The sequence below is a fragment of the Aeromonas sp. 11P genome, assembly GCF_051920165.1.
Lineage (GTDB): Bacteria > Pseudomonadota > Gammaproteobacteria > Enterobacterales > Aeromonadaceae > Aeromonas > Aeromonas veronii.
Genome location: NZ_JBQBDJ010000004.1, coordinates 247,613 through 265,419, shown reverse-complemented (window position 1 = coordinate 265,419; position 17,807 = coordinate 247,613). Strand labels below are relative to the sequence as shown.

The window sequence follows — 17,807 nt, the reverse complement described above, 5'->3', positions numbered from 1 at the left end:
CATGCGTTCCATGGCGGCCAGTCAACGTTTCTTGTTTGTGGTGCTTTGTGTGCTGCTCCTTGCCTTTGCCGGTATTGGTACCATCCAGTACCGGCAATTTCAGGATCTGCAGCGCAGTACCAGCCAGGGCGAAGACAACGTGATGTGGAACTATTTCCAGCTCTATAACGAAGCGCTGCGTTTTCAAAGCTCGCTGCTCCATGAGTCGCAACCGACCTTCCAGCTCAGATACGATATTCTGGTCAGCCGCATGGATCTGGTGTTGGAGAGCAAGGATCGCAGCCTGCTTCAGCAAACAGAGATCTACCAGCAGGCAAGCAAAGCCATTCGATCCTACATCTCTCTGGCAGATATCTGGCTCGGCCCGGAAGCCAACAAGCCGCTCGACAATCTTGCCCATCAAGAACTGCGCCAACAGCTTGCCTCCCTGCTCCCCCTGCTCCATCAGCTGACTCTGGAGGTGAACCAGCAGGCGACCCTGTTTGATGTGGCGCGTCGCGACAGCGTGAGGGAGCAGATCATCACGACGACACTCATCGCAACCCTGCAATTTGCGCTGCTCTTTGTGCTCGCCCTGCTGATCTGGCGGCAAATGAATATCTCGTTTCTGCAACACAAACTGATGCAGCAGCTCAATGACAAACTGCTGCGGGCAAATCAGGCGGCAGAGGCAGGCACAAGAGCCAAAAGCAGCTTTTTGGCCAACATGAGCCATGAAATTCGCACCCCCATGAATGGCATTCTCGGCATGCTCTCACTGCTGGCCGATCGGGATATGGATCCGAGGGAGCGAGACTATCTGGAAACGGCGCGCGAATCGGCAAACCATCTGCTGGGTCTGCTTAACGACATTCTGGATGTATCCAAGCTGGAAGAGGGCAAGATCGAGCTGCAACTGGCCCCCCATCACTTGCCCCAGCTGCTGGAGGATATCCGGGCCCTGATGCAGAGCAACTGCGATGCAAAAGGGATCAAGCTGACCCTGACTGTTGTCCCCGATACGCCGGAGTGGTTGATGATCGACCCGCTGAGGGTGCGCCAGATCCTCTTCAATCTGGTGAGCAATGCCATCAAGTTCACCCATCAGGGGGAAGTAAAGATCCACGTTGATAGCACCCTGTTGGAGCAGGATCGCTACTCGATACGTATCTCGATCCAAGACACCGGGATCGGCATGAGCAAAAGTCAGTTAAAGAACCTGTTTCAACGTTTCGCCCAGGCGGATGTCTCGATCACCCGCCAATATGGCGGATCGGGCCTGGGACTTGAAATATCCCGTAACCTCGCACGCCTGATGGGCGGCGATATCTCGGTAGAGAGCAGCGAGGGACATGGCAGTACTTTTACCTACATCTGGCCCGCCAGAGCCACGACCCCCTCGATTGTTTGCCTGCCGTCCAAGCCGCTGGATCAGGAGAGCTATCGCATCTTGCTGGTTGATGACAATGCCACCAACCGCAAGGTGATCGGCGCCATGCTCGACTCCGTGGGCCATCAGGTCACACTGGCCGTTCAGGGAGAAGAGGCGCTGGAGAAACTGGGTCACACCGAATTTGATCTGGTGTTGATGGATGTCCAGATGCCAGTGATGGATGGCCTGGTGGCCACCACCCGGATCCGCACCTCCCAGATGCCTTGGGCAGATATCCCCATCATCGCCCTGACGGCGGATGCGATGCCGGAATCCAAGCAATACTATCTCTCCCATGGCATGAATGGATATATCACCAAGCCCATCAATAAAGAGACGCTGCTAAGCGAGATAAACAGACATATTTCCCATGGTCGGCTCAAATACAACACAGCCATGCGTGTCACCAAGCAATAAAACCGCGGATTCCGGGCTACTGATTGCTCATGTGGGGCAACATCGACCTCTGCAGGCAACTGAATGGGCTTGGGTCTGGAACCCGCGCAGGCAAGCCGCTTCGCAACAGCTGCACGGGCCGTCAGCTTGTCTCGGGTATGCAGGGATTTTTTGATCTGTACAGATCTAGTAATCCCCTCCCTACAACGTCCAGACCAGAGTGGATGACTATATTTATGTTTTTAATGCATCAATAACCACTCTTAATGCGGGTGAAACATTGCGGTGGGGATAATAGAGGTACAGACCAGCCAAACGGTGACTATAGGGTTTCAATACCTGGATTAAGATGCCGCGCTCAAGTTCATCGCTCACCAATTCCTCTGGCACATAGGCCAGTCCCAGCCCCAGTTTGGCAGCAGCCGCCTCCATGTAACTGTCAGAGAAAACCCACTGCCCCTGTGGTCGATGTTTGATGGGTTTACCCTCCTGCCACAGTTCCCATTGATAGAGACTGCCATCGGCAAACTGGTAAGCGATACAGGGATGTCCCGCCAGATCGGCCGGCGTCTGGGGAAATCCGTATTGAAGAAAATGATCTGGTGTGGCTACCATCACCATCTCCAGGTCTGGCGTAATGCGCACGGCCACCATCCCCTCATCCACCTCGTCACCCAGCCGCACGCCAGCATCAAAGCGCTCATCGATGATGTTCACGAAGCGGCTTTCACTGATGAGTTCCAGCCGAATATCGGGATAACGCTGCCTGAAGATGGCCAGCTTGGGAAGCAGCACCTTGTCGATGGCATGTTGGCTGGCGTTGATCCGTACCGTGCCTGAAGGGGTATCACGATAGTGGGCGAGCGTGGCCAGACCCGCATCAAGGGACTGAAAACAGCTCTGCGCCGTGCGGTACAACTGCTCACCCGCTTGGGTTAAGGAGAGGCTGCGGGTGGTGCGCATCAGAAGCTGCACCCCGAGCCGGGCCTCGAGATCCCGAATCGTTCGGCTGACCCCGGACTGGGCAAGCCCCAACCTGGCTGCGGCCTTGGTAAAACTCCCTTCCCGAGCGACCAGCATAAAGACGTGGAGATCGTTGTAATTCTCGCGGCCTGTCATTTTGTTCACCCCCTATATTCCTGTCCGCCACGACCAGCGTCAGATGTGCATCAGACACTTTAATTAAGAACATAATGGTATGAATCTTATCAAGATACTGCCTCTAATCATCACTAATTGTTCTAACTAGAATATGAGCCGTGGGTCACAAAAGCAGCATACCCACCACCAGGACCACGCATCAGAAATCCGATTTCGAGGAACTTTGCCATGAATGTTCTCCCCAAGAAACTGACAGCTATCGCGTCAGCCCTGCTGCTGGGCACCGCATTAACCGGAGTCTCGACATTGAGTCATGCCCAAACCACCAACCCCACTGAACCTGTCTCCATGATCACCCAATGGGACAAGACCTTTGCCCAAAGCGACAAGGTCGATCATCGCAAGGTCACCTTCAAGAACCGTTACGGCATCACTCTGGTGGCTGACCTCTATCTGCCGAAAAACCGGGGAGACGCCAAGCTGGCGGCCATTGCCCTGAGCGGCCCATTTGGTGCCGTAAAAGAGCAGTCAAGCGGCCTCTATGCCCAGACCCTGGCTGAGCGTGGTTTTGTCACGCTGGCGTTTGACCCCTCTTACACCGGTGAGAGTGGCGGCCAGCCGCGTGATGTGGCCTCGCCAGACATCAACACCGAAGATTTCAGCGCCGCCGTCGATTTTCTCGGCCTGCAAAAAGAGGTCGACCGCAACCGTATCGGTCTGCTGGGGGTTTGCGGCTGGGGTGGCATGGCCCTCAATGCCGCCGCTGGCGACACCCGCATCAAGGCGGTGGCAACCAGCGTGATGTATGACATGAGCCGGGCCATGGGGCATGGGGTGGGCGATGGCAAGGATCGATATTCCACCGCCGATCGCCGCGCCGTGCTGGCATACCTGAATGAACAACGCTGGAAAGATGCGGAAAGTGGCACCTATGCCCATAGCAATCACGACCTCTATGTCGATGACACGGGAAATGTCACCGCTGCCGCCCGCACCCTGCCAGAGGTGCTGCCGGAAAATCCGCACCCGGTACTCAAGGAGTTCTTCGATTACTACCGTGTACCGCGTGGTTTCCATGCCCGTTCTGTGAACTCTAACGGGGCCTGGACCACTACCATGCCGCTGTCATTCATGAATATGCCGCTGCTGAGTTATGCAAGCGAAATATCCATTCCCACTCTGATCGTGACCGGTGAGCAGGCTCACTCTCGTTACTTTGCCGAAGATGCCTTCAAGGCCGTTGGCAGCAAGCAGAAAGAGCTGGTCGTTGTGCCTGGCGCCAATCATGTCGACCTGTATGACAACCAGGCTGGCAAGATCCCGTTCGCCAAGTTCGAGCAGTTCTTCAAAACCAACCTGAAGTAAGCGTCGAAAACGCGGCGGCCTCTTCGCCGCGTTTTCTCACTGGTTTCGCCGCTACCATTCACGTCACATAGGGAGAAGAGCAATGACCAGAGGAGTGTTTGTCAGCGTGATGGCCCTGTTGCTGGGGATGACCAGCACAGCAACCGCTACAAGTACTAAGGCTCAGAACAAGGCAGATAGTATGAACATCAAGATGACGATAGCCAGCCAGATCATCACGGCCACCCTGGAAGATAGTCACAGCGCCCGGGACTTTTTTGCCATGCTCCCCCTGACACTGCCCCTCGAGGATTACGCCGACACCGAGAAGATTGCTTATCTGCCCCGCAAATTGACCACACAGGGCGCCCCAAAAGGCATTGACCCGAACGTGGGGGATCTCACCTATTACGCCCCGTGGGGCAATCTGGCGATCTTCTATCGGGACTTTGGCTATTCGACCGGACTGATTAAGTTAGGGCGCATTGAATCGGGTCTCTCCCACCTGACCACAACCTCGGCCGCCAGCATCACGATCGAAGCAATCGAATAAGCCCATATTCACTTTCAGGTCATGCCATGAACGTAACATCGTTATCATCACATACACCCGCTGTCGTCAACGAACACTGGTCTGCAGTTGCCGCCATGTCCCTGTGTGTGGCACTGCTCATTGCCGCCGAGTTTATGCCGGTCAGCCTGCTGACGCCGATCGCCACCGATCTGGGTGCCAGCAATGGCATGGCCGGTCTTGCTATTGCCATCTCCGGCCTGTTTGCCGTCCCGACCAGTTTGCTGATCGCTCCTCTTTCTCACCGGCTGGACCGACGTCATGTGCTCATGGGGCTAGCCGTCGTGATGCTGACCTCTTTAATCGTGATCGCCCTAAGCCCCAACTTTACCGTGCTGATGGTGGCACGCGCTCTGCTCGGGATCGTTATCGGCGGTTTTTGGGCGCTGGCAACCGCCACCATCATGCGGTTGGTCTCCAGCCAATCCGTCCCCAAAGCGTTGGGCATCCTGTATACCGGCAATGCGGTCGCGACCGCCTTTGCGGCCCCCATTGGCAGTTACCTGGGTGGACTGATCGGCTGGCGAGGCGTGTTCTGGCTGCTGGTACCGTTGGTAGTGATCAACGTGCTGTGGATGGTACTTTGCCTGCCTTCCATGCACTCCCAAGCACGCCCGCACAGCGCATTTCGCCTTATGCGCAGACCCAACGTCGCCATTGCCATCATGGGCGTGACGCTGACCTTTGCCGGCGCCTTCAGTGCCTTTACCTATTTTCGCCCCTTTCTGGAGACACGCACCCAGGTCGACCTGCCACAACTCTCGGCGCTGCTGCTGGCTTTGGGGCTGGCCGGTTTTGTCGGCACCACAGCGGTAAGCATGCTGCTGCGCCGTCATCTTTACCGGATGCTGCGCTGGTTGCCACTGGTGCTAGGCGTTATCACCCTGGCGCTGCTGGCGGTGGAGCATCACTTCTGGAGTGTGGCCCTGATGCTGATCCTCTGGGGTGCCCTTAACTCCGCCATTCCGGTCGCCTGGTCAGCCTGGATCACCCAGGGCATCTCAGATTCACCCGAGAGCGGTGGAGGCCTGATGGTGGCAGCTATTCAGCTGGCGATCACGTTGGGGGCTGCCGTGGGGGGGTGGTTACTGGATTCCCTCTCTATCAGGGCCACCTTTATGGGCAGTGCCCTGTTACTGACCGCCGCCTCCATGGTGGTCGGCAATGGCAGCCGACTAAGGCCCGTCACGCTTGACCAGTAAGTTGACCCATTCGTTAGCAAATCCATTCGCCATCGCACAGTGTATTTCACCCAGCGCCTTGATGAAGCAGCCGATGTAGTTCTTCTGGTTGCTGAGCTCTTTCGGTGCCCAGGAGAGGGCCTTCTCTTTTAGGTAACGCTCACTGAGTTCTGAGAGTACAGGGGATGCAATGGCAGAAGGATCCATAGGGGCCGACTGAGGGGCAGGATTGACTGCTGGTTGTATCTGTTGCGGTAGCTGCTGAAGCTCCGGCAGGGAGTTTGGCTGAGGTTCTGGCTGGACAGACTCAGGTTTTAACCAAGAACGCGCACAGGCAAGCATCTTAGCCACCTGTTCACGAGCGACCAGCTTGTCCCGAGTTCGGAGAGATTTCTTGATGTCTTTGCGGCGACCACAGGGAAGCACAGTCACCTTGCGGTAGTACCAGATACCTTGCGGATAGAGCCAGAGATTCACAGAGAAGACTCCTGATTCATCCACACAAAGTGGATTACCAAGAGGTCTGAAGGGGCTATTAGCTGTAACTTATTGAATTGCAGAAACAAGTGGTGGCCCTACCAGCTTGCTTATCCCACTATAAGACGAACTTAGCGCCTTCAACATGGATAAAATCAACACGTTACAGAGCCACTATACCATATTGTGTGCCAGTTTTCAGGCTAAAACTGAGCCAACAAAGGCACCAAAAACAGCCTTTATAGTATCAATCGTTAGCTCTACGCCACGTTCATTAGCAAACTTGGTTAATCTTTGTGGCATTCCAACAGGTCTGAGAGTATCCAGTAGGTCATGCCCTGGCATTTTTAGTCGCGGGCCGAAAAGCCCCCAAGACCATTGATGACCAGCCCTGATAACTTGAAGCCCGTCTATGTAGCCTGACTCAATAAGAATTTCGAGATGTCCGCATAAGTGGCCTTCAGCTTGGCGATATACCTCCTCAGCTTTGAGATTATCCTCGACTGAGAGATCATTGTTCCACTTCGGTTTCTCTGGTAGCGAGGCAAACAGATCCTCCTCATTCTCAATCTTGAGAAGAATATTCCTAATGACGTCCCAATCTCGCTTCATGCAACTCCCCTTGTAAAAGTGCCCCGCCGAAGCGGGACATAGTTCTTCACTTTTTGCTTTGAGACAGTACCGAGCCAGCAAGGGTCTTAGTCAGATCACTGTACTTATCACTTTCAAGTACCTTCGCTGCCTTTGTCTCCATAGTAGAACCAGTATCTTTGCTAGTCCCTGTCTGAGACAAAGCTGACCCAGCAAGCTGTTTCTGAACCTTTGACGCATTGGGATCACGCAAGACACTTGCTGCCAACGAACCTACATCAGAGGAAGTTTTCTTAGTCATATTTAAACCCTCAAAAATACCCAATTAATAACTACATATTGTGTCTTTATCTGACACAAACACAAGATATGGTATCTGGACGCGTTTGGCAAACGTTTTCTAGATGAGTTTTTCACCAACACACAATGCCTCTCCCCTGCCCTGCAAGCCTTATCACGTAAGGCTTGAGCAAAGTTTTGATAATACCTGTATAAATAAACAGTGTTAGACAATATCAACTTTTCACCCCCTGAATGGTTTCATAAGTTACAAAAACACCCTCTCACAGGGGAATTGACGTGCCACAATGGAGCTACAGACGTGCTACAACATCGAATAGTTAGTGAATGAGCAATATGGTTGCAGCATACAACTTTATGAGGTGTTCACTTGTTAGAGATAACAAGAAGAAACAAGAACATTGCCGGATATGTAGTGGCTCATTGAGCCACCCTGATTGCACTGTGTCACACATAGACAGACAAACAGCAATAACAACAATGGTTTACAGTGCTTTTAGTGGCACACATTGATTTATAGATGAATCATGCAGGAGAAGAAGCAGAACGGAACAGGCTGAAAGCCGTGAATGATGGGTAATTGTGGATAACTTGAGGCAATGCACCACAGTCCATTAGATGCCCTTCATGTGCTGCATCAGTGAATAAATAACCTCAGATATTTTAAACTCATAATGAGAATTATTATCAGGTGCGTAACTGGGACTTAACGATAAAAATAACGAGACAATAAAATAGAGAATATTTAATTGAATTAAAATATTTTTTTGAGGGTATTGGGACTTAATATCTAGAATATATTGGTGTTGTTTGATGATACTATTTGATATTTATAGCTGTAGCCATAATTGGCTCAAGGCTGATGTGGCGGGGGTTGTAGCGGGGTTTTGGTGTAAATTAGATATTTAATTTTGTATAGAACAAACAATATGAATTCAGATGGAAACATTTAAATTAATTCAATTTAATAGTGTTTAATCAATTTTATTTGTTTTAATTTATATAAAATAAAAGGCATCAGTATATTAACTGATGCCTTTATATATTCATAGCTTGTTGACACGGTAACGGAGTTGGGCACGAGTCAGCCCCAGCAGTTCAGATAATCCAGATAGATTAATATACTGTGTCCATAATTTTTTATCTGTGGTTTTGGTTCGTGTTTCCCAACCTTTACCGTCTACATATTCTTCGATTGTAACTCTGTACATATAGGCTCCTATTTAAATAACCAACTACAGAAATCAATAAGTAATTTTATCATCATATAAATTAAAGCTACAGGCCACACTTTCGTATACCACATTAACGTGAACACCGCAGCAAATAAGATGGTAATGGCACATGCTATCAACAGGAAACCGATAGGGTCTAAATTATCCATTCCTGCCTATATTTTAAATGTTAAAATTAAAAGGGTGTCATATAAAGACACCCCTATGACTTCTAACTATTGAGGCCCTGTGGCCTCGGTGCTCTGCACTATTAACTGTTAAGCATTAGTAGACTTAACAACAATGTTTGGCAGGTGGTTACAAGCAATAATCCCCATCTCACCAACTACATCGTAATTAGCCCACTTGGCCTCTTTAAGTTGGTACTGGTGATAACGTGCACCGCCCTTCATTGCAATATCGCCATGACGGGAAGCAGGGCCGCCAAAGTGCTTGAATACACCCGATTCTTTTTTCATTTTCGGGAAGAAATAAGCATCATTAGAATCAATGCCATGCAGTGGGTCAGTAGTCATAATAAACAGAATGCCATTATAATCAAAATACTGAACACCTGGCAGAATCTCATAGAAATTATGGATGATGTTTTGGGGCTCGTATGGCTTGACGAAAGTAAACGCTTCCCGAACTTTCTCATTCGCTTTGACTGCTTTGAAATAGCCACTACCGCACACACAAACAACTTTATCCATCATGCGCACTTTCTCACCAAGAGCAGTCTTGATTTTAATCTGAATATCATCAGTCGCGGCATCAACATCGGTTGCAGTAGATGACCAGTTAATATTCTGGGTTTGTTGGTTCAGGCCAAACTCAGCTTGCAGGTCGATAACCGGTTCTTGGGTATATGCTGCATTCTGTACCCCTCGGAAAATTGCATCGGCGTAATATTTCTCGATGGTATCCTCAAACGTCTCATAGTGAGATACGAGATATTCAGCAATACAATCCTCTGCGATTTTAGGACGGTTTTCACCACGTGCCCGCTTGCCCTGCCAATCTTCGGGGGTGATGGTGTCGAGCAGTGCGAAATGTGGGATTTCAAATTGGTGCAGAGATGCTTTTGATTTTGGTGTGCTTTGGAATTCAGAGCCATAACGGGCAACAGCATCAGCAGTGCTTTGATTGTTATTCAGCAGATAATCAAAATTTACACGCGATTCATCCACCGCCTCAAAACCAAACATACCAAGACTTTGTAGGAGTCGGTTACGAACTGGTCGATCTTCAAAAATCTTAGAGAAATCACTTACGATATAGTTATTTACATCAGACATTTTATTTCCTTTCTTATTATTTATTGTTTTTGTTTGTTCTAATTATTATTAGATAATTTATACAAGTCGAATAAATTGATTGTTGCCGAGTAGTTCAACCGCCTTGGTTGTGCCTGCTGCACTAGCACCAGAGATTTGAGAGCTAATTAGGCTAACCAGCTTGTCGAACACCACAACATATTTGGAACCAGCCTTTACAGGGTCTGCGACAACAACACAAGCGGTTGAAGTACCAGTGACTTTAGCCATGGTGGCTGGGTCGATAGCATCACCGCTGGTTAGGTCTGCTGGAATACCAGAAGAGAAAGGAATAGTTCGGACACTCCAAACATCATCAACAGCATACTGTAGAACATCGTGACGGCTGCGCGCTTCTTGAGAGATTTTCATTTTTTACCTTTTTTAATTATTGTGTTTAATAGTTTTTCATCTGAATTCTTGATGAAATTAAAGAGAGCAAGAAGAGTCTCTTCGTTTGTCATTGATTTACAGAACAAATCAAACTCTTCATTATTGACGGTAGCCTTCAACAATAGAGGTGTGTTGCGGCCATTGGCTGCACCCCCTTGATCGATTGAAGTTACCGCAAGGTGCGGGCTTTTCTTTTCTGCTTCTGCTTTCTTTTCAACTGGTGCAGAAACATTAAATTTGTTTTTGACTGCTTGTTCAGCAAGCTCTAAAAGATTATCCATATTACTCCAAGTTATATTTATATTTATTTGTCTTTTATCAAAATTTGGTTGCTTAAGAATAAACAAAAAGGCGAGGTTTTTAAGCCTTCGCCTTTAAAATTATGAAACCATAAAGAGGTGATCTAAACATCTGGAGAATGCTTATTTATAGATTCTGATGCACTAACAAAACATATAAATAAATCGGGCCACTGATGATTGGCAGTAGCCCTAAGGAGGTTATAATATGATTCCTAAGCCAACGGTCTAAGAAAACTTATTCATCAAACTATAACAATATATTATCATATTTTCCTAAATTATTCAATAGCTCATAGCCATATTTTGATAAAAATGTCAATGTTTTTCATTTATTCCCACACATTCAAAATTTTAAGATTATTATCATTAATTCTCAAATCAACAAAATCAGAGAAGCCTTGTTGTTTGACATTCGCCTCTACATCAAGAACTAATTTACCAGCTAGATTAGATATTGCTTGTGGTGCATTCTGGGAGCTTCGCATCACATAGTTACTCGGGGCATTCTGTGGTGTAAAACTCAATTTCGGTGGCTGAATAATCCGGCTAACCTGTTGAGCAAAGATTTCAGCTCGTTGTGCTGCAACGGATGGCTCCATACCACTATTCAATAGTCTACGTTCTTCTTCAATATATGCCCTACCATATTGGGTGCTATCATAATTCGAGCGATCTTTGTCTTTAACTTTGGATGACTGAATCTGTTGTTTAAAAGAATCAGGTAGAATACTGTCAAGGAATGATACAAGGCGCTTCATGACATCAACAAAATCAGAGACACCATTTTTCAGATCTCCAAAATACTGTTTTACATCTTCTTTTGTTAATTCTTGTAGCCACTTAGACAGTTCCTCGAATCCCTGTTTGCTCAAATCTTCTGTGATGCCGTAGAGGTTGCCGAAAATTTCACCTAACTTACCGGCATTCATTTCTAGTAGATTGCCCCAATATCTAATGATGTTTGATGCTGATTTCATGGCTTGCTGGAAACCGGATGACTCGAAGATCCGATATAGTGCTACTGAGACACTATTTGATGATCTTGAGTCGTTTGCCATACTGGACTTTTTATAACCTGCGGCTCCTTGTGCATAGTGCCCTGAGTTGGCAGTTAGATATTCATCCATAAATTTTTTCAGGTTGTATTTTTTGCCGCCTGTAATATTATCCAGGAAATCATTAATACCCTTTTTATCTTTGATCCACGTTTCAAAATTTGCTTTAAGTTGTGGGTTCCATTGTCTCATTGCTTCAAGATATGAGTCTAATGTATTTTGTGAAAGGGCCTGTGACCACTGAGTCATAAAGCCTTTAGATTGTTCCTTATTTAATCCATAGGTGGCAATCATATCCTGATAATTCTGGAAAATAGTTAAACTATCATCAACAGTATTTCCCAAGGGTTTCATTAAAGCCGCAAATTCTACAAGAGAATTACCTACATCCAAAATATCTCGACCGTTATTATAAGCAAATTCCGCAATCCGATTCGATATTTCAACAGCACGCTCTTTGAAAACATTATTCAATATAATATCAAGTTGTTCGAACTGTTGACCTTTAGATTTGACGCTGTTGAACCCTTGCTGAGTAGCAAAGCCCCCAGCACCAACAACGCCAGCCCCCAATGCCGCAGCTGTTGCCATAGAACCCGCTACAGAACTGCCAACACGGCCCACAATGCCTCTTACCCCAAGCTTGCTTGATTGTGTGTTAAGTTGGCGATACTGGCGATTTAGCTGACCAATAATTGCACTACGTTCCTTGAAGCTCTTATTACCAAGTAGATAATCACTGTTTGCCCGCTGCAATGACTTGCGGAATTGTTCACTATTTTTAATTTGATCGCGGTATCGAATATTATCAGCTTTGAGTGTTTGGTGTTTTTGTCGATAAGCCTTTAGCTCTGCCCGAGTTTGGTCTTTTGTTGATTTTGCTTGGACATTGGCCATACGCTTTCCAGCTTGCATGCTTTGAGCATATTGGTTAGTAGACTTATTAAATAGCCCTGCAATTTTTTTGATCCGGTCTGTGGCGCGTTTGTATTCGTTGTTATTTATTCTGAAAGAGACTTCATTAATAATCTTGCTGACTTCAATTGATGTGGACATTATCCCTCTATTATTATTTTAATAATTTATTTAATTAAAATTGAATGAAATGCGTGTAGGCTTCTTGATTTTTAATTTTTGTTGGTTTAGTTGGAGAATAGTATTCAGCAGGAATATCCAACAGGTTGGCAAACACACCTAAACTTTTACAATAATTTCTAGTAGTTTTGTGAAGTAACGATAGAATCGAGAATAGACCTTCGGAGCGGGTGCCCCGTAAAATACGGAAACAATAGAATTTCCACTCAGGGAATGGGAGTTCGTATCTCTCTGTTCCATTACCTTCAAGGTATTTACGACTTCCGTCGCGGTAGGCAAACACTAAATCGCCTATCTGAAAGACCTGCCAAGGACATTCACCCTTCAATTTTGTTAGTATTACTGACTGCTTCTTTTCATTATTCGCAAGCATCTTCCCTCTTGGTATATAAACTAATACGATTATTAAAAACGCTCTAAAACAGCCCTATTTTCAATTCAGACGTTTAGGCAAGGGGTGAGCTTAGGCTAACCCATAACTATTGAAATTTAGAGCGTTTACAGGTGGTTTTATTGCTTTTTATTTTATAGATTTAGGCAGCTTGCCTAATTTCCCTCAATGAACCATCTGACTTTCGTCTAAAAATCAGGTTTAGCCATTTAGGAATGTAGCGGCAAGTTTCGGGGGAATAGATAGAGACTTTGAGACCACGCATCATACATTCTTGGTCTTTGTCTAATTCACACCCTTCAATATAGTGTGCTTTCCACCAAGCCAAAAAGTTAGAGAAGCGTAGCCATTCATCACAGACAACAGCTGGGGTGTATGACACCGTGTTTTTAGTGTAATAACAACGCTTGAGCATGTTTTGCCATGCTGAATAGGCTGGGTGGTAATACGCCCTCCCTTCTATTCGTACAGCAACAGAGAAGTCAACGTCAAGATAACCAACACCATAAACTAACCCTCTTGCTCTGCTCAACTTTCTTTTCTCGCGTGATTCAAAAATCTTTAACTTATCATCAGTATTCAAACTCTTAAATTTTTCGACCGTTATGTTTAGTTTCACTATTCCTCTTATTATTTAATATTTATAGGCGTTCAATTTCTCCGCCCCAAGTAATCCCTTGTTGTCCCCATTGTAAAACAGAGTTCCAACTAATTTTTATAAAATCTTTATATAACCCTTGCCACTCATTGATCCATGTAGCATCTTTTGTAAATGGTAATCTGAAATTGATAAGTTGGTACAGCTTAGAACCATACTCAACAAGCCCTAAGCTTGGGCACAAGTTTTGTTTAGTATCTTCTGGGGCTGGATAGTTGTACTCTGTGCCGACGAATGCAATATTGATGCTTTCTAACTCTGTTGTTATGACTTGAAAATATGCTTCGTATGATCTTGTGTTTTTATTGAATGATGAAGTAAACCCTTCAATTCTTAACACATCTGATTCTTTGAAAACTGATGCCCTGATTGCAGCATCTACAACCTGTTTAGGTGTTTTCTTTCCAAGATATTGTTGATATGGGAAACCGTAATCTAAATTGAACTGCCACTCACCAAGCCAGATGCTAAAATTTAAGCTAAGTCTCTGCCAGAGAGAATCTCTGTTTGTATCTATCAGAACAAGATCGCCATCTTTAAAGAGTAAATCCCCTGTGCTCTTATCTAATTGTAAATCTATAAAATTTGCAGCCACCAAGACCTCTATTATTTTAGTTATCAAACACCATCTGACGCATTGTATCTGTGTATTCTGCTGCGTCGCCCTTATTAGCATTATCAATCATTGCGGCGGTGGTTAGGATCATATGGTCCCGAGACTTGCTAATTTCTACCAGACACTCAATTTGTTCAAGGAGGTTATATTTGTGCTCTGCTCGCACATCCTCATCACTTTCATTAAGCGCTTTACAAACTTGCAGGCCCAGTTGTTTCAGATATTCTTCAATTTTCATATTATTCTCCAGTTTAGTTATTGTTGTTTATTTCTGTTGTTCAAGAAGTACCATAATTTATTTCTACGTCTCATAATGCATCCATTTTTAAAATTAGAAGTTGCAACTTTAGCCATACACGAAACATCTGTAATTGTTTATTGTTACTGTTCATGTAGGCCTCAGAAAGGAATGCAATTTTGACAAGAGTCATCACTACAATCCCATTCACCATTTCTATCCCTGAAACACTTATCACACAATCTTCCTGGTTCATGATGGTGTGAATGTTTTGTGGGGTTAGATTGGATAAATTCCTCGAACATATCATCATGGGATATAACACAATCATCAAGGAATGGGTCAGGCAAGTCGTCTTGTTTACTTACTGGTTCAGGCTCTTTAGGTTCGGGTTGCCCTACTGGCTTTACAACAGATTTAATATGTAGATTCTTGTTCGGCTGCTTTCTTGTCTGCTGTTCTTCTGTATCTAATGCATTGAATCCTTCCAGTGTTACAAGCTCATAGATCTTCGAGGTTCCTTTACGGGAGGTAGTCTTTACCAGCCCCATCTCCTCAAGCTCATCAAGATACTTTTTGACAGTGTTATCGCTGCCGATCCCCAAATTATCTTGGATATGCTTATAGGACGGAAAAACCTTACCACTCATCATCTGATAATTAAGAAGGAAGCAATAAACAGATTTGTGGTTTAGATTGAAGGTATAGCCTTTGATTTTTTTGATTTTATAAATTTCATCGAATGCACGGAAAAAGCTAGATTCGTTTTTCTTCTGATTCATTTAGTTCCTCATTATCATTAGTATCATTGGATTTTTTATGTTGGTCGATCATTCGGATTATTACTGTCTGTGCGCTTACTCGCTGTTTCTGGCTTTCTGCCATAACATATCGCAACAGGTCACGCGGGATATTAAGCTGCATTATTTATTCCTCTTTGTATCGTGTTTTAAGTTGCTTGGTAGGCTTCAGTTCTTTCAATGCAAGCTCAACAGCCAACCAAAAGTCTGAACGTTTCCTTGTTCGTGAGCTTAGCTTTAGGGTTTGTGCTCGCTGAATTGCGATTTTTAAATCTTGATATTTCTCAATGTACTCTGCAACAGCCTCTGCGACATTCCAATATGCCATCGATATCCTCTTATAAAATTTAAACGCAAAAAGGCCAAACCTGTTGTATTAGGAAACAGGAGGCCAATTAATATTGATGTGGGTATGAAGGAAAGGTAATTACTTCTTTAATTTCTCACTTCATAATATCTAGTTTATCATTTATTCCTAAAAATTCAATACTTTTAAAAAATAAATTTGACATGTATATATATTTGTGATCACACAACATATAATTTATGTTTTTACTAGTGAGTAACAGACTCATGGAGCGTTAGCGCATTGAGTTTGTTAACTGTTATTCTATATATTATAAGAAATCAAGAAACCCATTACATTATCATTCCATGTGTTCCTTAAACACAAGTATGGAGTGAGTGGCACACGAACATAATATTTGTGTTGTCTATTCTTATGAACCACAACAAGGAATGAGTGTTAACGAATGTATTGTTAGTGGTTATTTGTCTTATCTAATTAAATAAAGAATAATAGATAACACAATCATTACATTATCATTCCATGACTGTGTTTAGGGCGACCACAAGCGAAGCGGTTGGCGACATTGGAGGTTGGAGCATAAGCGACAACAGACAGGACGAGCCCATATATTATTTTAATATCTTTTCTTTTAGTCTTTTATTATATCTCTTCTTTTACGACGCACATATCTGCGTGACCCCTACGCACCCGTGTGCGTCACTACCTACGCATATATCTGCGTCACCTAGTCTCGCACACGGGTGCGTTACTATTTTGGATTATCTCTTTATGTTTCCAGTGCTTCCGCTCCCATCACTATATTTCACTGCAACTTTAATATCACTCTTTAATACATTGAAATTAATAGTAGAGTCTTCACCTTCAAAGCCCTTTGAACCATCACGCCATCTGCCTATGTAATCGATATTTGACCCAGGCAGCATTCTCCAAACGATTCCATTCTCATTCATATTAACTTTGCATTCATAGTTCCATACTGTCTTATCTTGTGGTCTTACATAACCAACCTTAATGGTATCACCACCAACAACAAGCGGCTCTTTAACATTAATCAAGTTAGGTTTTTTGCCAAATTCAATGGCAATTGCTTGTTGGCAGACTTTATTTAGCTCTGCATTGCTTATCAGCTTTGCTCCGACATCTATATTAGCACTAGTTATCTTGTTAAATTTTGATACTTCTTCACCACCTTTGGCGTTTTGTATTATGAAATAGCCTGATTGTTCTATCCCATCTCCTTTATACCTATATTTATTCTGTGAACTCAGCTCAGAGAATGTTTTCCCTTGATCATCTGAGACTCTAATATTAACAAAGGTATCAGGAAATTGGCATTCATACATCTTCTTTCCATTTGACACTTGAACTGTTGGAGTGGAAGGAAGATAAAATTTTTGAAAAAATAAATCGCTAGGAGCTATGCCTTTTTCTGCGCTTACAACACCGATACATATGCCATTGTAATCCCCTTCAGATAGGTAGATTGGTGATTCGTTATGTTGGGTAACATTGCTAGTAGGTTCATTTCCACGAGATAGATACATTGACAGCAATATCACTCCTCCGACGAAGTAAATTGCTTTCATACTTTTCTTATCACTTCCCGCCATTTCATCCCCCATAAATTTAAAAGCAAAAGGCGACCATTGTGGTCGCCAAATATTAATGATAAAACTAGACTTCAACAACTGTATAATCTGGCAATGTCTCTTTGCCGTTTTCTATAGTGAACTTATATTTCTTACCAGCTTTAATACAAACTTCACCTATAGCGTCATCAATCCTATTTTCAATAGGGACTAAGAAGTCATGTTCGGTTCGACATTGTATAAAGCATGCATCTATAACGAAATGAAAATTATCATTGTATAAATTAGAAAATCTAAATTCATTGTTTAAATTTAAATCGCCAGTACTAAACTTTAACTCTAAATGCTTTTTTATATCAGATAGAACTGTTTCTGTATTTTCGTACATTAATTACCTCTTATGTTGTATTCCATTGATCAACATTAAACAATGGAGCCCCGAAGGACTCCAAAAGGCT

At 44.7% G+C, this 17,807-nt stretch carries 21 protein-coding genes; 4 read left to right on the top strand and 17 right to left on the bottom strand.

Annotated features, from left to right (window positions below):
* Position 1: 1 nt before the first annotated feature.
* Entirely contained in the window at positions 2-1,828 is a 1,827-nt protein-coding gene (locus tag ACTG1P_RS01495) for an ATP-binding protein (protein ID WP_440000277.1), read from the top strand.
* 213 nt (positions 1,829-2,041) lie between these two features.
* Here the strand turns inward: ACTG1P_RS01495 and ACTG1P_RS01490 are convergent, their stop codons facing one another.
* Positions 2,042-2,926: a LysR family transcriptional regulator gene (locus ACTG1P_RS01490; protein WP_440002267.1), complete on the bottom strand. Its 885-nt coding sequence runs from the start codon at positions 2,924-2,926 to the stop codon at positions 2,042-2,044.
* A 210-nt stretch (positions 2,927-3,136) separates the two neighbouring features.
* Between ACTG1P_RS01490 and ACTG1P_RS01485 the strand changes: the two genes are divergently transcribed.
* The 3 genes from ACTG1P_RS01485 (at position 3,137) to ACTG1P_RS01475 (ending at position 6,025) form a co-directional block, all read left to right on the top strand.
* Positions 3,137-4,273, top strand: coding sequence for an alpha/beta hydrolase (locus ACTG1P_RS01485; protein ID WP_440000276.1), 1,137 nt, complete (start codon positions 3,137-3,139; stop codon positions 4,271-4,273).
* 82 nt (positions 4,274-4,355) lie between these two features.
* Positions 4,356-4,805: a cyclophilin-like fold protein gene (locus ACTG1P_RS01480; protein WP_440000275.1), complete on the top strand. Its 450-nt coding sequence runs from the start codon at positions 4,356-4,358 to the stop codon at positions 4,803-4,805.
* A gap of 95 nt (positions 4,806-4,900) precedes the next feature.
* A complete protein-coding gene (locus ACTG1P_RS01475; protein WP_440000274.1) occupies positions 4,901-6,025 on the top strand; it encodes an MFS transporter in 1,125 nt (374 codons plus the stop codon).
* Here the strand turns inward: ACTG1P_RS01475 and ACTG1P_RS01470 are convergent.
* The 16 genes from ACTG1P_RS01470 to ACTG1P_RS01395 form a co-directional block, all read right to left on the bottom strand.
* Positions 5,999-6,481: a hypothetical protein gene (locus ACTG1P_RS01470; protein WP_440000273.1), complete on the bottom strand. Its 483-nt coding sequence runs from the start codon at positions 6,479-6,481 to the stop codon at positions 5,999-6,001. The genes ACTG1P_RS01475 and ACTG1P_RS01470 overlap by 27 nt on opposite strands.
* A 198-nt stretch (positions 6,482-6,679) precedes the next feature.
* Entirely contained in the window at positions 6,680-7,093 is a 414-nt protein-coding gene (locus ACTG1P_RS01465) for a DUF2513 domain-containing protein (protein ID WP_440000272.1), read from the bottom strand.
* Between the two features lie 46 nt (positions 7,094-7,139).
* Positions 7,140-7,373, bottom strand: a complete 234-nt coding sequence (locus ACTG1P_RS01460) for a hypothetical protein (RefSeq protein ID WP_081100809.1) — start codon at positions 7,371-7,373, stop codon at positions 7,140-7,142.
* Positions 7,374-8,418: 1,045 nt separating this feature from the next.
* On the bottom strand, positions 8,419-8,583 hold the full coding sequence (locus ACTG1P_RS01455; protein WP_440000271.1) for a hypothetical protein: 165 nt from the start codon (positions 8,581-8,583) through the stop codon (positions 8,419-8,421).
* Between the two features lie 281 nt (positions 8,584-8,864).
* Positions 8,865-9,884, bottom strand: a complete 1,020-nt coding sequence (locus ACTG1P_RS01450) for a major capsid protein (RefSeq protein WP_440000270.1) — start codon at positions 9,882-9,884, stop codon at positions 8,865-8,867.
* 57 nt (positions 9,885-9,941) lie between these two features.
* Complete coding sequence (locus tag ACTG1P_RS01445) at positions 9,942-10,274, bottom strand: hypothetical protein (RefSeq protein WP_440000269.1); 333 nt, start codon at positions 10,272-10,274, stop codon at positions 9,942-9,944.
* Entirely contained in the window at positions 10,271-10,576 is a 306-nt protein-coding gene (locus tag ACTG1P_RS01440) for a hypothetical protein (RefSeq protein ID WP_440000268.1), read from the bottom strand. Before ACTG1P_RS01440 ends, ACTG1P_RS01445 begins: the two co-directional genes overlap by 4 nt.
* Before the next feature lie 350 nt (positions 10,577-10,926).
* Positions 10,927-12,708 (bottom strand): hypothetical protein, encoded by a 1,782-nt coding sequence (locus ACTG1P_RS01435; protein WP_440000267.1) that lies wholly within the window; start codon positions 12,706-12,708, stop codon positions 10,927-10,929.
* Between the two features lie 34 nt (positions 12,709-12,742).
* Positions 12,743-13,120: a hypothetical protein gene (locus tag ACTG1P_RS01430; RefSeq protein ID WP_440000266.1), complete on the bottom strand. Its 378-nt coding sequence runs from the start codon at positions 13,118-13,120 to the stop codon at positions 12,743-12,745.
* A 160-nt stretch (positions 13,121-13,280) separates the two neighbouring features.
* Positions 13,281-13,757, bottom strand: coding sequence for a hypothetical protein (locus tag ACTG1P_RS01425; RefSeq protein ID WP_440000265.1), 477 nt, complete (start codon positions 13,755-13,757; stop codon positions 13,281-13,283).
* Positions 13,758-13,779: 22 nt separating this feature from the next.
* Positions 13,780-14,391: a hypothetical protein gene (locus ACTG1P_RS01420; protein ID WP_440000264.1), complete on the bottom strand. Its 612-nt coding sequence runs from the start codon at positions 14,389-14,391 to the stop codon at positions 13,780-13,782.
* Between the two features lie 16 nt (positions 14,392-14,407).
* The gene (locus ACTG1P_RS01415; protein WP_440000263.1) at positions 14,408-14,650 is read right to left on the bottom strand and encodes a hypothetical protein; all 243 of its coding nucleotides are present in this window, start codon (positions 14,648-14,650) and stop codon (positions 14,408-14,410) included.
* Positions 14,651-14,811: 161 nt separating this feature from the next.
* Positions 14,812-15,432 (bottom strand): helix-turn-helix domain-containing protein, encoded by a 621-nt coding sequence (locus ACTG1P_RS01410; protein ID WP_440000262.1) that lies wholly within the window; start codon positions 15,430-15,432, stop codon positions 14,812-14,814.
* Between the two features lie 145 nt (positions 15,433-15,577).
* Positions 15,578-15,778 carry a hypothetical protein gene (locus tag ACTG1P_RS01405; protein ID WP_440000261.1) on the bottom strand — a complete coding sequence of 67 codons (201 nt, stop codon included), beginning with the start codon at positions 15,776-15,778 and terminating at the stop codon, positions 15,578-15,580.
* Between the two features lie 740 nt (positions 15,779-16,518).
* A complete protein-coding gene (locus ACTG1P_RS01400; protein WP_124929606.1) occupies positions 16,519-17,448 on the bottom strand; it encodes a hypothetical protein in 930 nt (309 codons plus the stop codon).
* Complete coding sequence (locus tag ACTG1P_RS01395) at positions 17,435-17,737, bottom strand: hypothetical protein (protein WP_440000260.1); 303 nt, start codon at positions 17,735-17,737, stop codon at positions 17,435-17,437. The genes ACTG1P_RS01400 and ACTG1P_RS01395 overlap by 14 nt, the downstream gene beginning before the upstream one ends.
* Positions 17,738-17,807 lie beyond the last annotated feature (70 nt).